Origin of the sequence: Variovorax paradoxus (genome assembly GCF_030815975.1) — a bacterium.
GTDB classification, from domain to species: Bacteria; Pseudomonadota; Gammaproteobacteria; order Burkholderiales; family Burkholderiaceae_C; genus Variovorax; species Variovorax paradoxus_N.
This window is the reverse complement of record NZ_JAUSXL010000002.1, coordinates 431,243-450,342: the sequence shown is the minus strand read 5'-3', so window position 1 is coordinate 450,342 and position 19,100 is coordinate 431,243. Positions and strand designations below refer to the sequence as shown.

At 68.5% G+C, this 19,100-nt stretch carries 21 protein-coding genes and 1 pseudogene; 11 read left to right on the top strand and 11 right to left on the bottom strand.

All coding sequences use genetic code 11. The features are described 5' to 3' along the window. Positions 1 to 86 precede the first annotated feature (86 nt). From QFZ47_RS05920 to QFZ47_RS05905, 4 genes are all read left to right on the top strand, one after another. A complete protein-coding gene (locus tag QFZ47_RS05920; RefSeq protein WP_307654762.1) occupies positions 87 to 398 on the top strand; it encodes a FeoA family protein in 312 nt (103 codons plus the stop codon). Continuing rightward, a complete protein-coding gene (gene feoB / locus QFZ47_RS05915; protein WP_307654761.1) occupies positions 391 to 2,289 on the top strand; it encodes a ferrous iron transporter B in 1,899 nt (632 codons plus the stop codon). Before QFZ47_RS05920 ends, feoB begins: the two co-directional genes overlap by 8 nt. 63 nt (positions 2,290 to 2,352) lie before the next feature. Continuing rightward, positions 2,353 to 2,643: a DUF6587 family protein gene (locus QFZ47_RS05910; protein ID WP_307654760.1), complete on the top strand. Its 291-nt coding sequence runs from the start codon at positions 2,353 to 2,355 to the stop codon at positions 2,641 to 2,643. A gap of 5 nt (positions 2,644 to 2,648) precedes the next feature. Beyond that, complete coding sequence (locus tag QFZ47_RS05905) at positions 2,649 to 3,833, top strand: FAD-dependent monooxygenase (RefSeq protein ID WP_307654759.1); 1,185 nt, start codon at positions 2,649 to 2,651, stop codon at positions 3,831 to 3,833. A 21-nt stretch (positions 3,834 to 3,854) separates the two neighbouring features. Here the strand turns inward: QFZ47_RS05905 and QFZ47_RS05900 are convergent, their stop codons facing one another. From QFZ47_RS05900 to QFZ47_RS05870, 7 genes are all read right to left on the bottom strand, one after another. Beyond that, positions 3,855 to 5,105, bottom strand: a complete 1,251-nt coding sequence (locus QFZ47_RS05900; RefSeq protein ID WP_307654758.1) for an SMI1/KNR4 family protein — start codon at positions 5,103 to 5,105, stop codon at positions 3,855 to 3,857. 73 nt (positions 5,106 to 5,178) lie between these two features. Then, positions 5,179 to 6,039: a tryptophan 2,3-dioxygenase gene (kynA, locus tag QFZ47_RS05895; protein ID WP_307654757.1), complete on the bottom strand. Its 861-nt coding sequence runs from the start codon at positions 6,037 to 6,039 to the stop codon at positions 5,179 to 5,181. Beyond that, complete coding sequence (kynU, locus tag QFZ47_RS05890; protein ID WP_307654756.1) at positions 6,036 to 7,322, bottom strand: kynureninase; 1,287 nt, start codon at positions 7,320 to 7,322, stop codon at positions 6,036 to 6,038. Before kynU ends, kynA begins: the two co-directional genes overlap by 4 nt. A 12-nt stretch (positions 7,323 to 7,334) precedes the next feature. Further along, complete coding sequence (gene kynB / locus QFZ47_RS05885; protein WP_307654755.1) at positions 7,335 to 7,988, bottom strand: arylformamidase; 654 nt, start codon at positions 7,986 to 7,988, stop codon at positions 7,335 to 7,337. A 78-nt stretch (positions 7,989 to 8,066) separates the two neighbouring features. Continuing rightward, entirely contained in the window at positions 8,067 to 8,384 is a 318-nt protein-coding gene (locus QFZ47_RS05880; RefSeq protein ID WP_307654754.1) for a YkgJ family cysteine cluster protein, read from the bottom strand. Between the two features lie 24 nt (positions 8,385 to 8,408). Further along, the gene (gene argF / locus QFZ47_RS05875; protein ID WP_307654753.1) at positions 8,409 to 9,374 is read right to left on the bottom strand and encodes an ornithine carbamoyltransferase; all 966 of its coding nucleotides are present in this window, start codon (positions 9,372 to 9,374) and stop codon (positions 8,409 to 8,411) included. Beyond that, entirely contained in the window at positions 9,371 to 10,579 is a 1,209-nt protein-coding gene (locus QFZ47_RS05870) for an aspartate aminotransferase family protein (protein WP_307654752.1), read from the bottom strand. Before QFZ47_RS05870 ends, argF begins: the two co-directional genes overlap by 4 nt. 160 nt (positions 10,580 to 10,739) lie before the next feature. Here QFZ47_RS05870 and QFZ47_RS05865 point away from each other — a divergent pair, with 160 nt between their 5' ends. After that, on the top strand, positions 10,740 to 11,069 hold the full coding sequence (locus tag QFZ47_RS05865) for a DUF3579 domain-containing protein (protein WP_307654751.1): 330 nt from the start codon (positions 10,740 to 10,742) through the stop codon (positions 11,067 to 11,069). A gap of 134 nt (positions 11,070 to 11,203) precedes the next feature. Here the strand turns inward: QFZ47_RS05865 and rpsT are convergent, their stop codons facing one another. After that, a complete protein-coding gene (rpsT, locus tag QFZ47_RS05860) occupies positions 11,204 to 11,518 on the bottom strand; it encodes a 30S ribosomal protein S20 (RefSeq protein WP_007831346.1) in 315 nt (104 codons plus the stop codon). A gap of 105 nt (positions 11,519 to 11,623) precedes the next feature. On the opposite strand from rpsT, the gene murJ reads away from it, so the two are divergent. From murJ to QFZ47_RS05830, 6 genes and pseudogenes are all read left to right on the top strand, one after another. Continuing rightward, positions 11,624 to 13,177, top strand: coding sequence for a murein biosynthesis integral membrane protein MurJ (gene murJ / locus QFZ47_RS05855; RefSeq protein WP_307654750.1), 1,554 nt, complete (start codon positions 11,624 to 11,626; stop codon positions 13,175 to 13,177). Positions 13,178 to 13,277: 100 nt separating this feature from the next. Then, positions 13,278 to 14,130: pseudogene (locus QFZ47_RS05850) on the top strand (SirB1 family protein). Then, positions 14,130 to 14,558 carry a bleomycin resistance protein gene (locus tag QFZ47_RS05845; protein ID WP_307654749.1) on the top strand — a complete coding sequence of 143 codons (429 nt, stop codon included), beginning with the start codon at positions 14,130 to 14,132 and terminating at the stop codon, positions 14,556 to 14,558. The pseudogene QFZ47_RS05850 and the gene QFZ47_RS05845 overlap by 1 nt, the downstream one beginning before the upstream one ends. Before the next feature lie 129 nt (positions 14,559 to 14,687). Further along, positions 14,688 to 15,110 (top strand): YciI family protein, encoded by a 423-nt coding sequence (locus QFZ47_RS05840; RefSeq protein ID WP_307654748.1) that lies wholly within the window; start codon positions 14,688 to 14,690, stop codon positions 15,108 to 15,110. Between the two features lie 28 nt (positions 15,111 to 15,138). Beyond that, positions 15,139 to 15,558 (top strand): YciI family protein, encoded by a 420-nt coding sequence (locus QFZ47_RS05835; protein ID WP_307654747.1) that lies wholly within the window; start codon positions 15,139 to 15,141, stop codon positions 15,556 to 15,558. 2 nt (positions 15,559 to 15,560) lie between these two features. Next, complete coding sequence (locus QFZ47_RS05830; RefSeq protein ID WP_307654746.1) at positions 15,561 to 16,868, top strand: RNA polymerase sigma factor; 1,308 nt, start codon at positions 15,561 to 15,563, stop codon at positions 16,866 to 16,868. 28 nt (positions 16,869 to 16,896) lie between these two features. Here QFZ47_RS05830 and QFZ47_RS05825 read toward each other — a convergent pair whose 3' ends face one another. From QFZ47_RS05825 to QFZ47_RS05815, 3 genes are read right to left on the bottom strand one after another with little or no spacing between them, the layout of a single operon-like run. Further along, positions 16,897 to 17,895, bottom strand: coding sequence for a GlxA family transcriptional regulator (locus QFZ47_RS05825; RefSeq protein ID WP_307654745.1), 999 nt, complete (start codon positions 17,893 to 17,895; stop codon positions 16,897 to 16,899). Further along, complete coding sequence (locus QFZ47_RS05820; RefSeq protein WP_307654744.1) at positions 17,862 to 18,485, bottom strand: DJ-1/PfpI family protein; 624 nt, start codon at positions 18,483 to 18,485, stop codon at positions 17,862 to 17,864. The genes QFZ47_RS05825 and QFZ47_RS05820 overlap by 34 nt, the downstream gene beginning before the upstream one ends. Then, the gene (locus tag QFZ47_RS05815; protein WP_307654743.1) at positions 18,482 to 19,066 is read right to left on the bottom strand and encodes an isochorismatase family protein; all 585 of its coding nucleotides are present in this window, start codon (positions 19,064 to 19,066) and stop codon (positions 18,482 to 18,484) included. The genes QFZ47_RS05820 and QFZ47_RS05815 overlap by 4 nt, the downstream gene beginning before the upstream one ends. Positions 19,067 to 19,100 lie beyond the last annotated feature (34 nt).

The following is a 19,100-nucleotide window of genomic DNA, read 5'->3' as shown; positions in this document are numbered from 1 at the left end:
CCTTGGTCAGGTTTCTGCGATTGAGAATTGATAGCATCTAGCTTTTGCTCAATTGGCGCGTTCGGAATCCGGCGCACTTTCTTACCGTGCAAACCAACAATTTCGGCACCGCCGTGCTGGCAACTTCCGGCCTGCGGCTCGACCAGCTTCTCGACAACCAGTGGGCCACGGTGCTCGACGTGGCCCGCCCGGATGGCGCGGACGACCGCGACCTGGTCCTGCGCCTGACGGAGATCGGTTTCGTGCCGGGCGAAGCCGTGCGCATCGTGGCCAGCGGGCTTCCGGGGCGCGAGCCTCTGGCGGTGCGGCTGGGCCACACCACTTTCGCATTGCGCCGCCACGAGGCCGCGCTGATTCATGTGGCACCGGGCCTGCCGGAAGGCGCAAGCCATGGTTGAAGCCGTCATCCAGGGGCCGGGGCGCCTCGCCGCCACCGCGCAGCCAGGGCGCATTGCGCTGCTGGGCAATCCGAACTGCGGCAAGACGGCGCTGTTCAACCTGCTCACCGGCAGCCGCCAGAAGGTGGCCAACTATGCCGGCGTGACGGTCGAGCGCAAGGAAGGCCTGCTGCGCACCGCGTCGGGCCGCCGCGTGTTCGTGCTCGACCTGCCGGGCGCCTACAGCCTCAACGCGCTGAGCGCCGACGAGGCCGTGACGCGCGACGTGGTCACCGGCCAAAGCCGCGAGGCATTGCCCGACCTGCTGGTGTGCGTGACCGATGCCACCAATCTGCGGCTCAACCTGCGGCTCGTGCTCGAGGCCAAGCGCCTGGGCCTGCCGATGGTGGTGGCGCTCAATATGACCGACATGGCCAGGAAGCAGGGCATTGCGGTCGACACGGCCGTGCTGTCGCGCGAACTGGGCGTGCCGGTCATCGAGACCGTGGGCGTGCAGTCGGGCGGCGCGCAGGGCCTGCTCGAAGCCCTCGATGCGCCGGTGGCCGCCGCTGCGCCGCAACGACCCTGGCAGCCGCCGGGGCTGGACGACGTGCTGGCCACGCAACGCGAGGTGCGCCGCATCCTCGGCATGGCCGTGCGCGAGCCGGTCGGGAGCCTGGCCACCAGCGACCGCATCGACCGCGTGGTGATGCATCCGGTGTGGGGCATGCTGGTGCTCGCGGTCACGATGTTCCTGATGTTCCAGGCCGTGTTCAGCTGGGCCAACGTGCCGATGGACGCCATCAAGGCCGGCACCGAAGGCCTGGGTAACCTGCTGAAGGCCCACATGCCCGAGGGCATGCTGCAGAGCCTGCTGGTCGACGGCGTGATTGCCGGGGTGGGCGGCGTGATCGTGTTCCTGCCGCAGATCCTGATCCTGTTCCTGTTCATCCTGGCGCTGGAAGATTCGGGCTACCTGCCGCGCGCGGCCTTCCTGCTCGACCGCGTGATGGGCACCGTGGGGCTTTCGGGCCGCTCCTTCATTCCGCTGCTGTCGAGCTTTGCCTGCGCGATTCCCGGCGTGATGGCCACGCGCACCATCAGCAACTGGCGCGACCGCATCACCACCATCATGATCGCGCCGCTCATGACCTGCTCGGCGCGCCTGCCGGTCTATGCGCTGCTGATCGCGGCCTTCATTCCGGCGCGCACCGTGGGCGGCGTATTCAACCTGCAGGGCGTGGTGCTGTTCGCGCTGTATGTCTTCGGCATCGTCTCGGCCATGGCGGTGGCCTGGGTGATGAAGCGCTTCCGCGACAGCAAGCAGCATTCGCCGCTGATGATGGAGCTGCCGGCCTACCGCTGGCCGAACCTGCGCAACCTGGCGCTGGGGCTCTACGAGCGGGCGTGGATCTTCATTCAGCGCGTGGGTACGATCATCCTCACGCTCACCATCCTGCTGTGGTTCCTGTCGACCTTTCCGTCGCCGCCCGAAGGCGCCACGGGCCCGGCCATCCAGTACAGCCTGGCGGGGATGATCGGCCGCGGCCTGGAGCACATCTTTGCGCCCATCGGCTTCAACTGGCAGATCTCCATCGCGCTGGTGCCGGGCATGGCGGCGCGCGAAGTGGCGGTGGGCGCGCTCGGCACGGTGTACGCGCTCTCGGCCAGCGGCGACGACGTGGCGGGCCAGCTCGAGCCGCTGATCGCGGGCAGCTGGTCGCTGGCGACGGCGCTGTCGCTGCTGGTCTGGTACGTGTTTGCGCCGCAGTGCATCTCGACGCTGGCGGCGGTCAAGCGCGAAACCGGATCATGGAAGTACGTCTGGATCATGGCTGGCTACCTGTTCGCGTTGGCCTATCTGGCGTGCTTCATTACCTATCGCGTGGCGGTGGCGCTGGGCGCCGGATGAGCTGCCGCAAGGTTTGCGCGATGTTTCTGGGTTAGTCTCGAACGCGCGTTGGAGTAAATGGACATGACACAGCAACTGATCGTCGGATTGATCGTCGCGGCCGCCGCGTTCTACGCGGTCTGGCGCTGGATGCCTGCGGGCTGGCGGCGCAGCGCCGCGCACAAGCTCGCGGCCGGCACGCAACGTGCCGGGCTGGTCGACCCGGAGCGCGCCGAGCAGTTGGCGGCCTCGCTCGCCAAGACCTCGGGCTGCGGCTCCTGCGACAGCTGCGGCAGCTGCGGTCCCAAGACGCCCGGCCCCAAACCCGAATCCGAAAAAGCCGGCCACGGCCCGCTGCCCACGCGCAGCCGCTGAGGCCGATGCCCGCACACATCCTCGTCGTCGGGGGCGGCATCGGGGGGCTTTCTGCTGCGCTGGCACTGTCCCGCGGCCGCCACCGCGTCGATGTCTTCGAGCAGGCGCCCGTGTTCGCTGAAATTGGCGCCGGCATCCAGATGGGCCCCAACGTCACGCGGCGTCTCGCGCAGCTGGGCTTGGCCGAAGGCCTGGAGGCCATCGCCGCGCGACCTGATGCCCTGGTGGTGCGCAGCGCGGGCAGCGGCACCGAACTGGCCCGCCTGCCGCTGGGCGACGCCATGCGCGAGCGCTACGGCGCCCCTTACTTCTGCGTGCACCGCGCCGACCTGCATGCACTGCTGCTCGAAGCGGTGCGCGCCCGCGGCACCGGCACCCTGGTGACCGATGCGCGCATCGCGCAGGTCGAAACCAGCGACGATCTCGTGTGCATTTCGAGCAGCGGCGCCCGCGCCTGGGAGGGCGAGGCACTGGTCGGCGCCGACGGGCTCTGGAGCGTCGCGCGGCAACGCCTCGATGTGCCATCCGCAGCCGAGCCGCCGCACGCCACCGGCCACACGGCCTGGCGCGCGACGATCGAGCAGGCCGCGCTGCCGCAGGCCCTGCGCCGCCACGGGATCGATGTATGGCTCGGCCCGCGCCTGCATGCGGTGGCGTATCCGGTGCGCAGCGGCGCCTGGCTCAACGTGGTGGTGATCGCAGAATCCGCGCCGGCCGGCGACGCGCGCAACTGGAACCAGGCCAGCAGCCTTGCCGCGCTGCAGCAGGCCACGGGCCGCAGCGGAGGCGCCTTGCAGGCGTTGCTCGAAGCCATGCCCGGCTGGCGTGCCTGGACCCTCAGCGACCGTCCGCCGCTGGCCTCCGCGGCCGAGATGGCCCACGAGCGCGTGGCGCTGGTCGGCGATGCCGCGCATCCGATGGTCCCCTACCTGGCGCAGGGCGCAGGCATGGCCATCGAGGATTCGGTGGCACTGGCCGAGGCCTTGGGCCAAGGCAATGCGGCCGATGTGCCGGCCGCCTTCGCGCGCTACGCCGAGGCGCGCTGGCAGCGCAACGCCCTCGTGCAGGCGAAGGCCCGGCGCAACGGGCAGATCTTTCATGCGGCCGGTGCGGTGCGCATCGGCCGCGACCTGGCGATGCGCACGCTGGGCGCGCGGTTGCTGGACCAGCCTTGGCTGTACGGCGGCTGAGGGCAGCCGCGCCGAGTGCGCTCAGAGCCTGAAGGCCTGCAGGTGCTCGATGCGTTCGGCCAGGCCTTCGGCACCCAGGTAGTGGCCATGCGTGCCTTCCCGCACCTCGAGCAGCGTGGCTTCGAGTTCGGCCAGCGTCGCATCGCGCTCGATGACGAAGGCGGGCGGCACATCGATGCCGGCCTGTGCGCATGCATCGGCGATCAGGTGCGCGCTGGCGGGCGCGCCGCAGGCCGCGCATTTGACGATGGCCGCCACGCCGGGTTCCGCCCCGTTGGCGAGCAGCGCACTCGTGAGCTCCGGCGAAATCTGGCCGTCGACGTTGCCCAAGGCGTCGCGCGCCACCGGCGCGCCCGCGCGCACCAGCGCCATGGCCGCGGCGAAGGCGCCCTGGGCAATGGCCACGTCGGTGGCCAGCGCGCTGCCCTCGTGCGGGCCGTCGAAGCTCACCCCCGCGGCCGCGAGTTCGGCCACCAGTTCCGCGTTGTCGGTGCCAATGGCGTGGTGCAGCGCAGCACGCGCGATGGCCGGCAGCCGGCGCAGCGTTCCTTCGGCCAGCGGCGTGCGCCAGTCGACCACCGCGCGGCAATAGAAGGCCACCAGCTTGTCCATCAGGTCGAGGTCCAGGCCGTGGTCCTGGTGCCGGTCGTCGAGGTATTGCAGCAGCGCCTGGCCCGAGAAATAGTCGCCGGTGGGCGCCAGCGGGTCCTCGTCCAGGTGCAGCGCCGCGAAGGCGCCGCGCAGGTCGGGCGCGACGGTGCTCACGCTGTCTTCGTGCAGCGCATGCGTCCACGCCGGCGGCAGCCCGTGCTTCCACGCGACGATGCGTCCGTGCTCGGGGCCGGGCTCCACCACCGCGTAGACGCGGTCGAGGTATTCGAAGCCGCCGAAGGGCAGGTGCGTGAGCTTGCCGCTCCATGGGCGGCCTTCTTCCTTGGCGGCCTCTTCGGCCAGTTCCTGTTCATGCTCGATCCAGCCCTGCAGGTCGCGATAGCCGTCGCTGCCGTCCCAGAACAGTTCTGACCAGCTGATGGATTCCGCGTTGCCGTTCATCGGCAGCGACAGGTCGTAGTCGAGCCGGCCGCCTGCCGTTTGCCGCCACAGCGCGGCCAGCGCCTCGGGAAGCGGGCCGGCGCACAGCGCTTCGATGGCGGGGATCCGCTGCGCGGACATGGGCGGCTGGGCCTCGAAGATCACGCGGCCTGCGAACAGGACCACGCCATGCTCGCGCAAGGTAGCAAGCTCTTCGAGCGAGAACTGGACATCGTTCATGGCAGGGCCTCCGTTGTTGTTGCCAACCAATGTAGCGCTTCAGGCAGATGGGGCAAGCGGGGCAAGCGATAGCTCACAGATCGGTGCGCAGCCTCCAGATTTCGGGGAACAGCACCACATCGAGCATTTTGCGCAGGTAGCTCACGCCGCCCGTTCCGCCCGTGCCGCGCTTGAAGCCGATCACGCGCTCGACCGTGGTCACGTGGCGAAAGCGCCAGAGGCGGAAGGCGTCTTCCAGGTCGGTGAGTTTCTCGCCGAGCTGGTACAGGTCCCAGTGGTCGTGCGGGTTGCGGTACACCGTGAGCCAGGCCGCTTCCACACCGTCGCTGGCTTCATACGGCTGGGTCCAGTCGCGCTCCAGCCGGTCGGCGGGTACCGGCAGGCCGTGGCGCGCGAGCAGGCGCAGCGACTCGTCATAGAGCGAAGGCGCGCGGTAGGCCGCATCCACCTGCGCCAGCAGGTCGGCCCGATGGGCATGGGGCTTGAGCATGGCGGCGTTCTTGTTGCCGAGCGCGAACTCGATGCAGCGGTACTGCGCGCTCTGGAAGCCGCTGGAGTTGGCGAGGTAGGGGCGCATTGCCGTGTACTCGGGCGGCGTCATGGTCGAGAGCACGGTCCATGCGCTCACCAGCTGTTCCATGATGCGACTCACGCGCGCGAGCATCTTGAAGGCGTCGGCCAGCTTCTCCTCGGCGATGCAGGCGGTGGCGGCGCGCAGTTCGTGCAGCATCAGCTTCATCCAGAGTTCGCTGGTCTGGTGCTGCACGATGAACAGCATCTCGTCATGCGCGGGCGAGAGCGGATGCTGCGCGTTGAGGATCTCGTCCAGATGCAGGTAGTCGCCATAGCTCATCGACGCGCTGAAATCCAGCTGCGCCTTTTCCTCGTGGACGATCTTCTCGGGACTCTTGTCCGTGCTCTTTTCGGTGCTCATGTCACTGCATTCTTGCGGTTGAATTCAGCGCGCCGCCACTCGCCCGTCTCGAGCACCTGCACCAGATGCTCGACCGCGTTCCACACATCCTCGAAGCCGAGGTACAGCGGCGTGAAGCCGAAGCGCAGGATGTCGGGCATCTGCGAATCGCCGGCGCGGTAGTCGCCGATCACGCCGCGCGCGATCAGCGCCTGCACGATGGCGTAGGCGCCTTCGTCACGGCTCAGGCACACCTGCGAGCCGCGGCGCGCGTGCTCACGCGGCGTGACAAGCGCGAGGTCCTGGCCGGCGCAGCGCTCCTCCACCAGTGCGATGAACAGGTCGGTGAGCGCGAGCGACTTGCTGCGCAGCGCGGCCATGGCGCCGTTCGTGTCGTTGAATGATTCGGCGGCCAACACGGTGTCGAGGCCGCATTCCAGCCCCGCCAGCGCGATCACCGGCTGCGTGCCGCAGAGATAGCGGCCCACGCCCGGGGCGGGGCGATAGTGCGGCGTGAACTCGAAAGGCGCGGCGTGGCCCCACCATCCCGACAGCGGCTGCTCGAACTTGCCCGCATGCCGCGTATGCACCCAGGCGAAGGCCGGCGCACCGGGGCCGCCGTTCAGGTATTTGTAGCCGCAGCCGATCGCGTAGTCGGCGTTGCTGTCGTTGAGCGCAACCGGCACGGCGCCCGCGCTGTGCGCCAGGTCCCACACCGTGAGCGCGCCGGCGGCATGCGCGGCGGCGGTGATGGCTTTCATGTCGTGCATGGCGCCGGTGCGATAGTTGACGTGCGTGAGCATCAGCACGGCCACTTCGCCGGTCAGCACCGAATCCGGACCTTGCAGTTCGCCCGCCTCGATCAGCTTGAGCGTGAAGCCGCGCTCGCGGCACAGCGACTCCGCAATGTAGAGGTCGGTCGGGAAGTTGCTGCGCTCGCTGACCACCAGTTTCCGCCCGCTGTCTTTCTGCTGCGAAAGCGCCGCGAACAGCACCTTGTAGAGGTTGACCGAGGTGCTGTCGGTGCACACCACTTCGCCGGGCGCGGCGCCGATCAGCCGCGCCACCTTGTCGCCCAGGCGCTGCGGCAGGTCGAACCAGCTGGCGGTGTTCCACGAACGGATCAGGCCCTCGCCCCATTCCTTGGCCACCACTTCGGCGATGCGTGCGGGGGCGGCCTTGGGGAGCACGCCGAGCGAGTTGCCGTCGAGATAGATCACGCCTTCCGGCAGAGTGAATTGGTCGCGCAGGGCGCGCAGCGGGTCTTGCGCGTCGAGCGCGCGGCAATCGGCAAGGGTCGTCATGGTTTCAGGTTTTCAGCGGGGAAGCTCGCGCAGCACGGCGCGAACCGGGGAGGCATCGGCGCTGACCAGCTTGAGCGGCAGCGCGATGAGTTCGTAGTCGCCCTCGGGCACCTCGTCGAGCACGAGGTTCTCGAGCACGCGCAGGTCGAGGCGGCGGATGCGCTGGTGGCTTTCCAGCGTCTTGCTGTCGGCCGGGTCGATGCTGGCGGTGTCGATGCCGATCAGCTTCACGCCCATGGCCGCGAGCCGCTCGACCGTGGCGGGCGCGTAGGCCGCGAGCTGTGGGTCCCAGTGGCCGATGGGCATGGCGGTGTAGGTGCGCACCAGCACGCGCGGAGGCAGGGTGCTGTCGACGGCATGCGCGATGTGCTCCCACTCGATCAGCGGCCCCTTGGCAATGGCATGGATCACCCGGCACGGGCCGAGGAAGGGCGCGAGGTCGACCAGGCCGATGGCCTGGCCTTCGGCGTCGTAGTGCAGGGGCGCGTCGGCATGCGCGCCGACGTGGGGCGAGAGCTTGATCTCGCTGACGTTGACCGGGCAATCGGGCGATATGGTCGCGGCCCAGCGCTGCTGGTAGGGCGTGTCGCCGGGGAACACCGGCGTGCCTTCATGCACGGGCGGCGAGATGTCCCAGAGGCGGAGTTGGGGTTGCAGGGAACGCATGGCGCGAAGTTAGCGCCGGGCGGGGCGTCGTGGTGTCGGTTATTTCCAACACGCGGTGTGACGAGATGATCGATCGGCTCAGAGGGGCGATGCCGCCAGGCCGGGCAGCCCATGCCGCGCACGGGCCCGCTCGCAGGCGTCGCTGCCGGCCTGCAGCTCGTGGCAGGGGTTGGGGCGCCATTCATAGATGCCGCAGCTCACGGCCTGGCCGATCTTGCCGGTGAGCGCCGCGCAGCGCATCGGCGTGTGGTCGGTGCCGCGCATCCGGCAGAGGGCGTCGTTCACTTCGACCGCAAGGCCGGACGGCACGTGTCCGCCGTTCTCGTCGAGTTCGTGGACGCTGAAGTCGACGCGGTAGCTGGCGCAGCAGGCGCCGCATTGCTGGCAATGGGACACGCGGCCGGGCCTTCGGTCAGAGGCTCAGAGCCTGCCCAGCAGCAGAAATTCCATCAGCGCCTTCTGCGCATGCAGCCGGTTCTCGGCCTCGTCCCACACCACCGACTGCGGTCCGTCGATGACCTCGGCCTGCACTTCCTCGCCGCGGTGCGCGGGCAGGCAGTGCATGAAGAGGGCGTCGGGTTGGGCGATGCGCATCATGTCCTCGTCGACGCACCAGTCGGCAAAGGCCTTGCGGCGGGCCTCGTTCTCGGACTCGTAGCCCATGCTGGTCCAGACGTCGGTGGTGACGAGGTCAGCGCCGCGACAGGCTTCCATCGGGTCCTTGAAGACCTTGTAGCTGTCGCCCGAGCGGATGCCGGCAATCGACTGGTCGACCTCGTAGCCGCTGGGCGTGCTCACGTGCACCGTGAAGCCGAGGATCTCGGCCGCCTGCAGCCAGGTGTTGGCCATGTTGTTGCCGTCGCCGACCCAGGCCACGGTCTTGCCCTTGAGGCAGGAAAGTGCGTCGCCTCCGGCGGCGCCTGACCCGCGGTGCTCGATGTAGGTGAAGATGTCCGCGAGGATCTGGCAGGGGTGGAACTCGTTGGTCAGCCCGTTGATCACCGGCACGCGCGAGTGCGCGGCGAAGGTGTCGATCTTGGTCTGCTCGTAGGTGCGGATCATCACGAGGTCGACCATGCGGCTGATGACCTTGGCGCTGTCCTCGATGGGCTCGGCGCGGCCGAGCTGGCTGTCGCCGGTGGTCAGGTGCACCACGCTGCCGCCGAGCTGGTACATGCCGGCCTCGAAGCTCACGCGCGTGCGCGTGCTGGCCTTCTCGAAGATCATGGCCAGCGTGCGGTCGGTCAGCGGCTGGTGCTTCTCGTAGGTCTTGAACTTCTTCTTGATGATCGCCATGCGATCGAAGAGGTAGGCGTATTCGTCGGCCGTGAAGTCCGAGAACTGCAGGTAGTGGCGGATGGCGTTGGGTGTGGTGGCGGTCGTCATTGCGCTGCAGGCTCCGACAGGAATGTTTTGACGATGGGCGCGAGGATGGCGACGATCTCGTCGGCCTCGGCAATGCTCAGGATGAGCGGCGGCACGAGGCGGATCACCTTGTCGGCCGTCACGCTCAGCAGCAGGCCGGCGTCGCAGGCGCGGTTCAGGATGACGCCGCAGGGGCGGTCGAGCTCGATGCCCAGCATCAGGCCCTGGCCGCGGATTTCCTTCACGCCGGGCAGGCCGCCGATTTCGCGCTCGAGCGCGGCTTTCAGGTGCTCGCCCACCGTCGCGGCGTTTTCGAGCAGCTTGTGCTCTTCCATGATGCGGATGGTCTCGATGCCTGCGCGCATCGCGAGCGGGTTGCCGCCGAAGGTGGTGCCATGGTTGCCCGGGCCGAAGATGTTGGCGGCCTTGGGGCCGGCCACCACGGCGCCGATCGGCACGCCCGAGCCCAGGCCCTTGGCCAGCGGCATCACGTCGGGCAGGATGCCGGCCCACTGGTGCGCGAACCACTTGCCGGTGCGGCCCATGCCGCACTGCACTTCGTCGATCATCATGAGCCAGTCGCGCTGGTCGCACAGGGCGCGCACCTGCTTGAGGTAGTCCCAGCGCATCGGGTTGATGCCGCCTTCGCCCTGGATGGTCTCGAAGAACACGGCGACCACGTTGGGGTTGCCTTCGGTGGCCTTCTTCAGCGCCTCGATGTCGTTCAGCGGCACGCGGATGAAGCCCTCGACCAGCGGGCCGAAGCCGGCCTGCACCTTCGGGTTGCCGGTGGCCGACAAGGTGGCGATGCTGCGGCCGTGGAACGCGGCCTCGTACACCACGATCTCGGGCCGCTCGATGCCCTTGTCGTGGCCGAACTTGCGCGCGAGCTTCAGGGCGGCCTCGTTGGCCTCCAGGCCGGTGCAGCAGAAGAAGGCGTTGGTCAGGCCCGAAAGCTCGGTCAGCTTGGCGGCCAGCTGTTCCTGGCCGGGCACGTGGTAGTAGTTGGAGCTGTGGATCAGCTTGCTGATCTGGTCCTGCAGCGCGGGCACCAGCTCGGGGTGGTTGTGGCCCAGCGTGTTCACGGCAATGCCGCCAAGGCCGTCGAGGTAGGCCTTGCCCGCGGTGTCCCAGACTCGGCAGCCCTGGCCGTGCGACAGCGCGATCGGCAGGCGACCGTAGGTGTTCATGACGTGGGGCGAGGTGGGCTGGGCGGTAGCGCTCATTCGGTTCTCCAGATAGGGAACCGCGGATTCTAGGCGTGCCCCTTGACGGCTTCGTTGAGGATTCCGCATTACAGCAATGCCTCCGTTCGGGATGCAAAAAGTGCCCCGGATAGAATCGCTTGTTGCACCGCAGCACCCGCTCCGGGCGCCTCATTCAACGATGATTTCCCCCACTGCCAAAGAAATCTTCATCCAGGGCATCACCCATGATGGCCGGACTTTCCGACCCAGCGACTGGGCCGAGCGGCTGGCCGGCGTGATGTGCTCTTTCCGGCCCGGCGGCGCCTATCCGGGCAGCCACCTGAGCTATTCGCCCTGGTGCGTGCCGACCACCCTCAACGGGGTCAAGTGCGTGGTGGTGAACCGCGCCCTGCGCGATGCCGAACCCATGGCCTGGGACTTCTGCGTGAACTTCGCGCGCGACAACGACCTGCAGGTGGCGGAGGCCTGCCTGGTGCCTGACGTGCCGGGCGCGCCACCCAAGGCCTGAGCGGGCGGCTTCCTCCGGCAGGAAGCGATCGGACATGAAAAAACCGCCCGAAGGCGGTTTTTTACACTTTGCTGCAGCGCACCCCGATCAAACGGCGGACCGGAGAATTCCGGTCCGGGCTTGCCTGACAGGTGTCAGGCGGCTGCCTTTTCAGGCGCGAGGGCGAGGGCCTTGACCTTCGCCGACAGGCGGCTCTTGTCGCGAGCTGCCTTGTTCTTGTGGAAGATGCCCTTGTCGGCGACGGTGTCGACGATGCTCTGGGCCTTCGCGAAGAGTTCGCTCGCCTTGGTCTTGTCGCCGGCCAGAACGGCCTTTTCGACATTCTTCACGGCGGTGCGGTATTTGGAGCGCAGCGACGTGTTCGCAGCGTTGAGCTTGGTGTCCTGGCGGACGCGCTTACGGCCGGAGGCGAGGCGCGGGTTCTTTTTCTTGGGCTTGGCGGATGCCATGATTTAGTTCCTTAGGTGTCTGAGGATGATGCAGCAAAGCCCTCCATTATAGGCCGGGTTGCGTTTTTCGCCGAATCGGGGCTGGCCGAGCCCTACACTCGCCCCGTGTCCCTGCTCAAATCCGCTTCCACCGTATCCCTGCTGACGCTCGCTTCGCGGATCACGGGCCTCGTGCGCGACGTGCTTTTTGCCTCGGTGTTCGGCGTCAGCGCGCTGACCGACGCGTTCAACGTCGCCTTTCGCATTCCCAACCTGTTCCGCCGGGTTTTCGGCGAAGGCGCCTTCAGCCAGGCCTTCGTGCCGGTGCTCGCGGCGCGCAAGACCGAAGCCGGCCAGGAGGGCGCCAAGGCGCTGATCGACCACGTCGCCACGCTGCTCACCTGGGCGCTGGTGGTGGTCTGCGTGGCCGGCGTGGCCGGCGCGCCGCTGCTGGTATGGGCCATGGCCAGCGGGCTGGCGGGCTTCGACGCGGCCGTGGTCATGACGCGCTGGATGTTCCCCTACATCGGCTTCATGTCGTTCGTGGCGCTGGCGGGCGGCATCCTGAACACCTGGCGCAAGTTCGCGGTGCCGGCGGCCTCGCCGGTGCTGCTCAACATCGCGCTGATCCTGGCGATCGTCGTCGGGGCGCCGCTGTTCCGCCGCTACGGCATCGAGCCGATCTATGCCCAGTGCGTGGGCGTGCTGGTGGGCGGCGTGCTGCAGCTGGCCATCCAGATTCCGGCGCTGCGCGCGCTGGGGCTCACGCCGCGCATCGGCGCGAGTTTCAAGGCGCTGGGCGACGCCTGGCGCGATCCCACCACGCGCCAGGTGCTGAAGCTGATGCTGCCCGCCTTGCTGGGGGTCAGCGTGGCGCAGATCTCGCTGCTCATCAATACGCAGATCGCCTCGCATCTCGCGGTCGGCAGCGTGACCTGGGTGAGCAATGCCGACCGGCTGATGGAATTCCCGACCGCGATGCTCGGCGTGGCGCTGGGCGTGGTGCTGATGCCGCAGCTGGCCGGTGCCCGCGCCGCCAAGGACGATGCGCGCTATTCGTCGCTGCTCGACCTGGGCCTGCGGCTGGTGGTGCTGCTGTCGGCGCCGTGCGCCATCGCGCTGCTGCTCTTTGCGAAGCCGCTGGTGGCCGTGCTGTTCCACAACGGCGCCTACCAGGGCGAGGACGTGCAGCGCACCACCGTGGCGCTGATGGGCTACGGCGTCGGGCTGATCGGCCTCGTGGCCATCAAGGTGCTCGCGCCCGGCTACTACGCCAGGCAGGACACGCGCACGCCCATGCTGATCGCCGTGGGCGTGCTGGTGCTGACCCAGGTTCTCAATTTCTTCCTCGTGCCGGTGCTGCAGCATGCGGCGCTCACGCTGACCATCGCCATCGGCGCGCTGGTCAATGCGATCTGGCTGCTGGTCGGCCTGATCCGCCGCGGCAGCTACAAGCCTGAACCCGGCTGGGGCAAATTCGCGCTGCAGGTGCTGGCGGGGGTGCTGGTGCTGGCGGCCCTGCTGGCCTGGGGTTCGCGCCACTTCGACTGGATCGGCCTGCGCGACCAGCGCTTCTTGCGCATCGGCCTGCTGGCCGCGCTGATCGCCGGCGGGGCGCTGCTTTATTTTGCGGTGCTCACGGCGGTGGGCGTGCGGCTGCGCAGTTTCATGCGCCGATGAGAGGCCTCGCGCTGCGGCTTTCCGCAACGCAGCCGGTTTCGAATTGCGCAAGCTGAAAACACCGCCTTGACGCTCCCCGAATGCTCCTCTACAAAGACACATGACGTTCAGCTTTCAGGTTCCCACGGCCCTGGCGTATTTCGAATCGCTGGTGCAGAGCGACGACCATTTTCCGCTGCTCGAGGCTGCCGCCAGCCTGGCGCAGGACGAATACCCCGACCTCGACGTGCAGCAGGTGCTGGGCGATGTCGACCAGCTGCTCGCCCGCCTCAAGCGCCGGCTGCCGGCCGATGCCGCACCGCTTGCCCGGCTTCGGGCGCTCAACCAGTTCTTCTTCAACGACCTGAATTTCGGCGGCAACGTCAACGACTACTACGACCCCGACAACAGCTACCTGAACGCCGTGCTGCGCACGCGCCGCGGCATTCCCATTTCGCTGGCGGTGCTGTGGATGGAACTGGCGCAGGGGCTGGGCCTGCAGGCGCGCGGCATCGGCTTTCCGGGCCACTTCATGCTCAAGGTCACGCTGCCGAAGGGGCAGGTGGTGATCGACCCATTCACCGGCAGATCGCTCTCGCGCGAAGAGCTGGGCGAGCGGCTCGAACCGTACAAGCGCAGCAACGGGCTGGTCGGCGATTTCGACGTGCCGCTGGGCCTATTACCTGCAGCCCGCCAGCCCGCGCGAGATCATCGGGCGCATGCTGCGCAACCTGAAGGAAGTGCACCGGGCGCAGGAAGACTGGCAGCGTGCCATCGCCGTGCAGGACCGCCTGATCGCACTGCTGCCCAATGCCTGGGGCGAGTACCGCGACCGCGGCATCGCGCATGCCGAGCAGGGCAACACGGCAGCCGCCGTGCGCGACCTGGAAACCTACCTCGAGCATGCGGAAGACGCGCTCGACGTCGATGTCATTGCCGAGCGCGTGGCGGCGCTGCGGCGCGAATCCAGCTGATGGCCGCCAGCACCGGCGTGGCCGACGCACCCGATCTCGGCACCTTGCATGAATTCCACGGCGTGCAGCCGGTGCTGCCGGTGTCCGACGCCGCGCGCGCCGCGCGCTGGTTTCGCGACGTGCTGGGCTTCGAGATCGACTTCATCGCTGGCGAGCCGCCCAGTTATGCGCGGGTCAAGAAGGGCGACCGCACCTATGGCGACCCGGTCTACCTGCGCCTGTGGCAGTGCAACACCCGCGGGGTGCCGCCCTGGCGCGGCGAAATCGTGATCCACGTGGGCAAGGACATCGATGGCCTGCATGCCGCCTATGCGAAGCGTGGCGTCACGGTGATCGAGCCGCCCACCTCGCAGCCCTGGGGGCTGCGCGAATTCGCCATCCGCGAGCCCGACGGTCATGTGCTGCGCTTCTGCGGCTATCTGCCCTGAAGTTCTGATACACAAAATTACAAATAGATCGAGGCGGGCGTGTCGATCCGGCTTCCGCTCGTGCGACGTGTGAACAGGAGCGCGCGGTTTCAGTGGCTCCCGATTTCATCAACCTTCAGGAGAAACGACATGCGATTCATGGTTCTGGTCAAGGCCAACAAGGCATCCGAAGCGGGCGTGATGCCGAGCACCGAAGTGCTCACCGCCATGGGCAAGTTCAACGAAGAACTGGTCAAGGCCGGCGTGCTGCTGGCGGGCGAAGGGCTGCATCCGTCGTCCAGGGGAGCGCGCGTGCGCTGCGAAGGCCTGAAGCGCACCGTCATCGACGGTCCTTTTGCCGAGACGAAGGAACTGCTCGCGGGCTTCTGGCTGCTTCAGGTCAAGTCGAAGGAAGAAGCCATCGAATGGATCAAGCGCAGCCCGTTCCAGGAGGGCGAGATCGAGATCCGCCAGGTGTTCGAAGCCTCCGATTTTGGCGATTCGATGACGCCCGAGCTGCTGGCGCAGGAAGAGCGCCTGCGCGCCGAGGCCCTGGCCAAGGCCGGCAGCTGACAAGACCCTTGACGAGAAGGAGACCACCATGCGATTCATGCTGCTGATGATTCCCCACGGCTACGAAACCGCCGCGCCCGGCACCATTCCCGACGACGTCGATGCGGTGGCGGCCATGATGGCCTACAACGAGTCGATGCAGAAGGCCGGCGTGCTGATCAGCTGCGACGGCCTGCATCCGCCCTCGATGGGCGCGCGCGTGAGCTTTCCGGGCCGCAAGCCCAAGGTGGTCGACGGCCCCTTCGCCGAGGCCAAGGAAGTGCTCGGCGGCTACTGGATCATCGACGTGCCCTCGCGCGCCGACGCCATCGAATGGGCCACGCGCTGCCCCGGCAGCGAGAACGAGGTCATCGAGGTCCGCCAGATCCAGGAGATTGCCGACTACCCGCCTGACGTGCAGGCGCTGACCACCGAATTCGCGTCGATGCAGGCGGTCAAGAAGACGTAGCCGTGGGCGCCTCCGAGGGCCGCGGCGACGGCGAGGCCGCCATCCACCGCACCATCGAGGCGGTGTGGCGCATCGAGTCCGCGAAGATCATCGCCACCATCGCGCGCATGGTGCGCGACGTGGGCCTGGCCGAGGAACTGGCGCAGGACGCGCTGGTGTCGGCGCTCGAGCAATGGCCCGAAAAAGGAGTGCCCGACAACCCCGCCGCCTGGCTCACCGCCGTGGCCAAGCGCCGCGCGCTCGACCGGTTGCGCCACCGGCAGCTGGCCGAGCACAAGGCGTCCGAGATCGGCCGTGAACTCGATGCGCAGCACGAGATGGCGCAGGCCGATTTCGCCGAGGCGGTCGATACGGCGCTCGACGACGACATCGGCGACGACCTGCTGCGGCTGGTGTTCACCGCCTGCCATCCGGTGCTGTCGACCGAGGCGCGCGTGGCGCTCACGCTGCGCCTGGTGGGCGGCCTCGGCACCGACGAAATCGCGCGCGCTTTTCTCGTGCCCGAAGCCACCGTGGCGCAGCGCATCGTGCGCGCCAAGCGCACGCTGCTCGAGGCGCGCGTGCCCTTCGAGGTGCCGCGCCGGCATGAACTCGAGGCGCGGCTCGCCTCGGTGCTCGAGGTGCTCTACCTGGTCTTCAACGAAGGCTATTCGGCCACCGCCGGCGACGACTGGATGCGTCCCGCGCTGTGCGAGGAAGCCATGCGTCTGGGCCGCATCGTGGCCGAGCTCATGCCCGATGCCTCGGAAGTGCATGGCCTGGTGGCGCTGATGGAAATCCAGGCCTCGCGCACGGCCGCGCGCGTGGGCGCTTCGGGCGAGCCGGTGCTGCTGCTCGAGCAGAACCGCGCGCGCTGGGACCACATGCTGATCCGCCGCGGCCTCGCGGCACTGGCGCGCGCCGAGGCGCTTGGCGGCGCCTTCGGCCCCTATGCCCTGCAAGCGGCCATCGCCGCCTGCCATGGCCGTGCGCGCACCGCCGAGGAGACCGACTGGCCGCGCATCGCCGCGCTGTACGACGCGCTGGCCGAGCTGTCGCCGTCGCCCATCGTCGAATTGAACCGCGCCGTGGCGCTCTCGATGGCTTTCGGGCCGGCCGCGGGGCTCGAGGTGGTGGATGCGCTCATGGGCGAGCCGGCCTTGCAGGGCTATCACCTGCTGCCGGCGGTGCGCGGCGATCTGCTTTTCAAGCTCGGCCGCCGCGACGAGGCGCAGAGGGAGTTCGACCGCGCCGCCGCGCTCACGCGCAACACGCGCGAGCGGACCCTGCTGCTGGCGCGCGCGCGGGCCTGTGCGGCTGCGCAGGGCTGATGAAACTCCTCGCGGGAGCCGGCGGCCGCTACGCCTTCGATGCCGACGCCGATGCCGAAGGCGAGCCAGGCAAGCCGAACTGATGCCAGGCGCGCCGCAGCTGCGTGTCCGATCCGAAGCCCGAGATCTCCGCCGCCCGCGTCACGCTCGCACCCGAGGCCAGCGCCAGCTGCGCGGCCGCCAGCCGCAGCCGGCGCAGATAGGCCAGCGGCGCCACGCCCGCATGCTCGACGAACAGCCGCGTCAGGTGCCGCGCCGAGGTGTGGGCCACCTGCGCCATCCGCGGCACGCTCCAGTCGGCCTGCGGCTGCTCGCTGACGGCATCCTGCACGCGATGCAGCGCGGCATGCAGGTGGTTGCGGTAAGCCAGGAAGGGCGACAGCTCCGGGTCGTGCGGACCGCGCCGCTGCGCCACCACCATCGTCTGCGCCACCTGGGCGGCCAGCGCTTCGCCGCACACGTCGGCGATGCGATGCAGCACCAGGTCGATCCCCGTGGTGACGCCCGCACTGCTGTACACCGGTGGATCGATCACGAACACCCGGTTGGCGATCACCTCGCAGCGCGGCTCCGCCGAACGCAGTTCGTCGAGGTGATGGTGGTGCGTGGTGACCCGGCGACCCGAAAGCGCTCCGGCATGCGCGGCCAGCAGCGCGCCGGCGCAGACCGTGACCAGTTCGAGCCGGTCGCGCTCGAAGCGCTGCCCGCGCAGCCAGTGCAGCAGCTCCTGCGTCTCGGCGTTGTCGATGGGAATGGAATCGCCAGGCAGCCCCACCAGCACGATCCAGGCGGGGCCATTCCATTGCGTCGGCAGCGGTGCAAGGTCGGCGAGTGCAACGCCCACGGAGCCGATCGACGTCGGCCGCGGGCTGGTGAATTCGATTTCGAAGCGCTCGGGCTGGCCGGCCGCGCGCAGCCGCTGGTTCGCAATGCGCAGCGCCTCGGCGGGCCCGGCCCAGTCGAGCACCAGGCTGCCCGGCAGCAGCACGAACACTACGCGGATGGGCTGCTGCTGCCGGAGATCCATGCGTAATCCATCTGGCGGGCGGTGCGTTCGGCCAGCGTGCGGCCGGCCAGCCGTTCGACCAGGTACAGGCTCATGTCGATGCCGGCGCTGATGCCCGCGGAACTGACGATGCGGCCGCTGTCGACCCAGCGCTCGCCCTCGCGCACGTCGAGCGACGGGAACTGCTCGCGCAAGTCTGAAATATCTTCCCAATGCGTGGTGACGGCTTCGCGCGTGGCCACGCCGCTTTTCGCGAGCAGGAAGACGCCGGTGCAGACCGAGGCGACGAGCTGCGCATCGGCCGCGCAGCCGGCGATCCAGCGCAGGGTGGCTGGGCTTGCCATGGGGGCATCGACCACGCCACCGGGCACGATCAGCAGATCGGCCTTCGGGTTCGTGGCCAGGTCATGGTCGGCCAGCAGGCGCAGGCCGGCGCGTGCCTGCACGGGCTGGTTGGCGCCCAGTGCCACCGAGGCGACCTCGAACGGGGCTTGCGCGCCGGGATTCATGCGGCGGTTCACGCGGCTCGCGGTGGTGAACACCTCGAACGGTCCCGCGAAGTCGAGCGCCTCCACGCCGTCGTAGGCGAGGATCCGTACGCGCAACGTCATGCCGCCACGCTTTCGCCGGCCTCGATGCCGGCACGCTGCAGCGCCTGCGCGACGCTGCACACGGTGGCGAACCGGCCGTCCAGCACGGCCGCCGTGCGCGCCTTGATGTCGGCCGCGGCAAGCGGCCGGCCGTCGGGCTGCAGCATGTCGAATGTCAGCGTGGCCTCGGTCACGTAGTCGACTTCCCAGCCCAGGTCGGAAGCGTGGCGCGTGGTGGTTTCGCAGCATTGCTCGGTGCGGATGCCGCTCACGATCAGCCGGCCGATGCCGTGCTGCGTGAGCCAGATGTCGAGCCCGCTGTTGACCAGCGCGCTGTGGCGGTGCTTGGTGAAGGTGGCCGCTGCCTCGAAAGCCGCCAGGCCTTCGATCGGCCGCACGAAGCCCGACTCGACCGCGAAGGGATGGCTTGCGGCAGCGGGACCATCGACGTGGAAGATGCGCACGATCGGAATGCCGGCGGCCAGGCAGCCTTCGATCAGCGCGTTCTGGGCGGCGAAATAGGGCTGCGCGACGTTTTCGGACCAGTACGGCCGCTGGCGGAACGATTCCTGCGCATCGATCACAATCAGACAGGATTTCATGGCGTTGGCTCGAAGGGCGGAGTGAATGATGCCG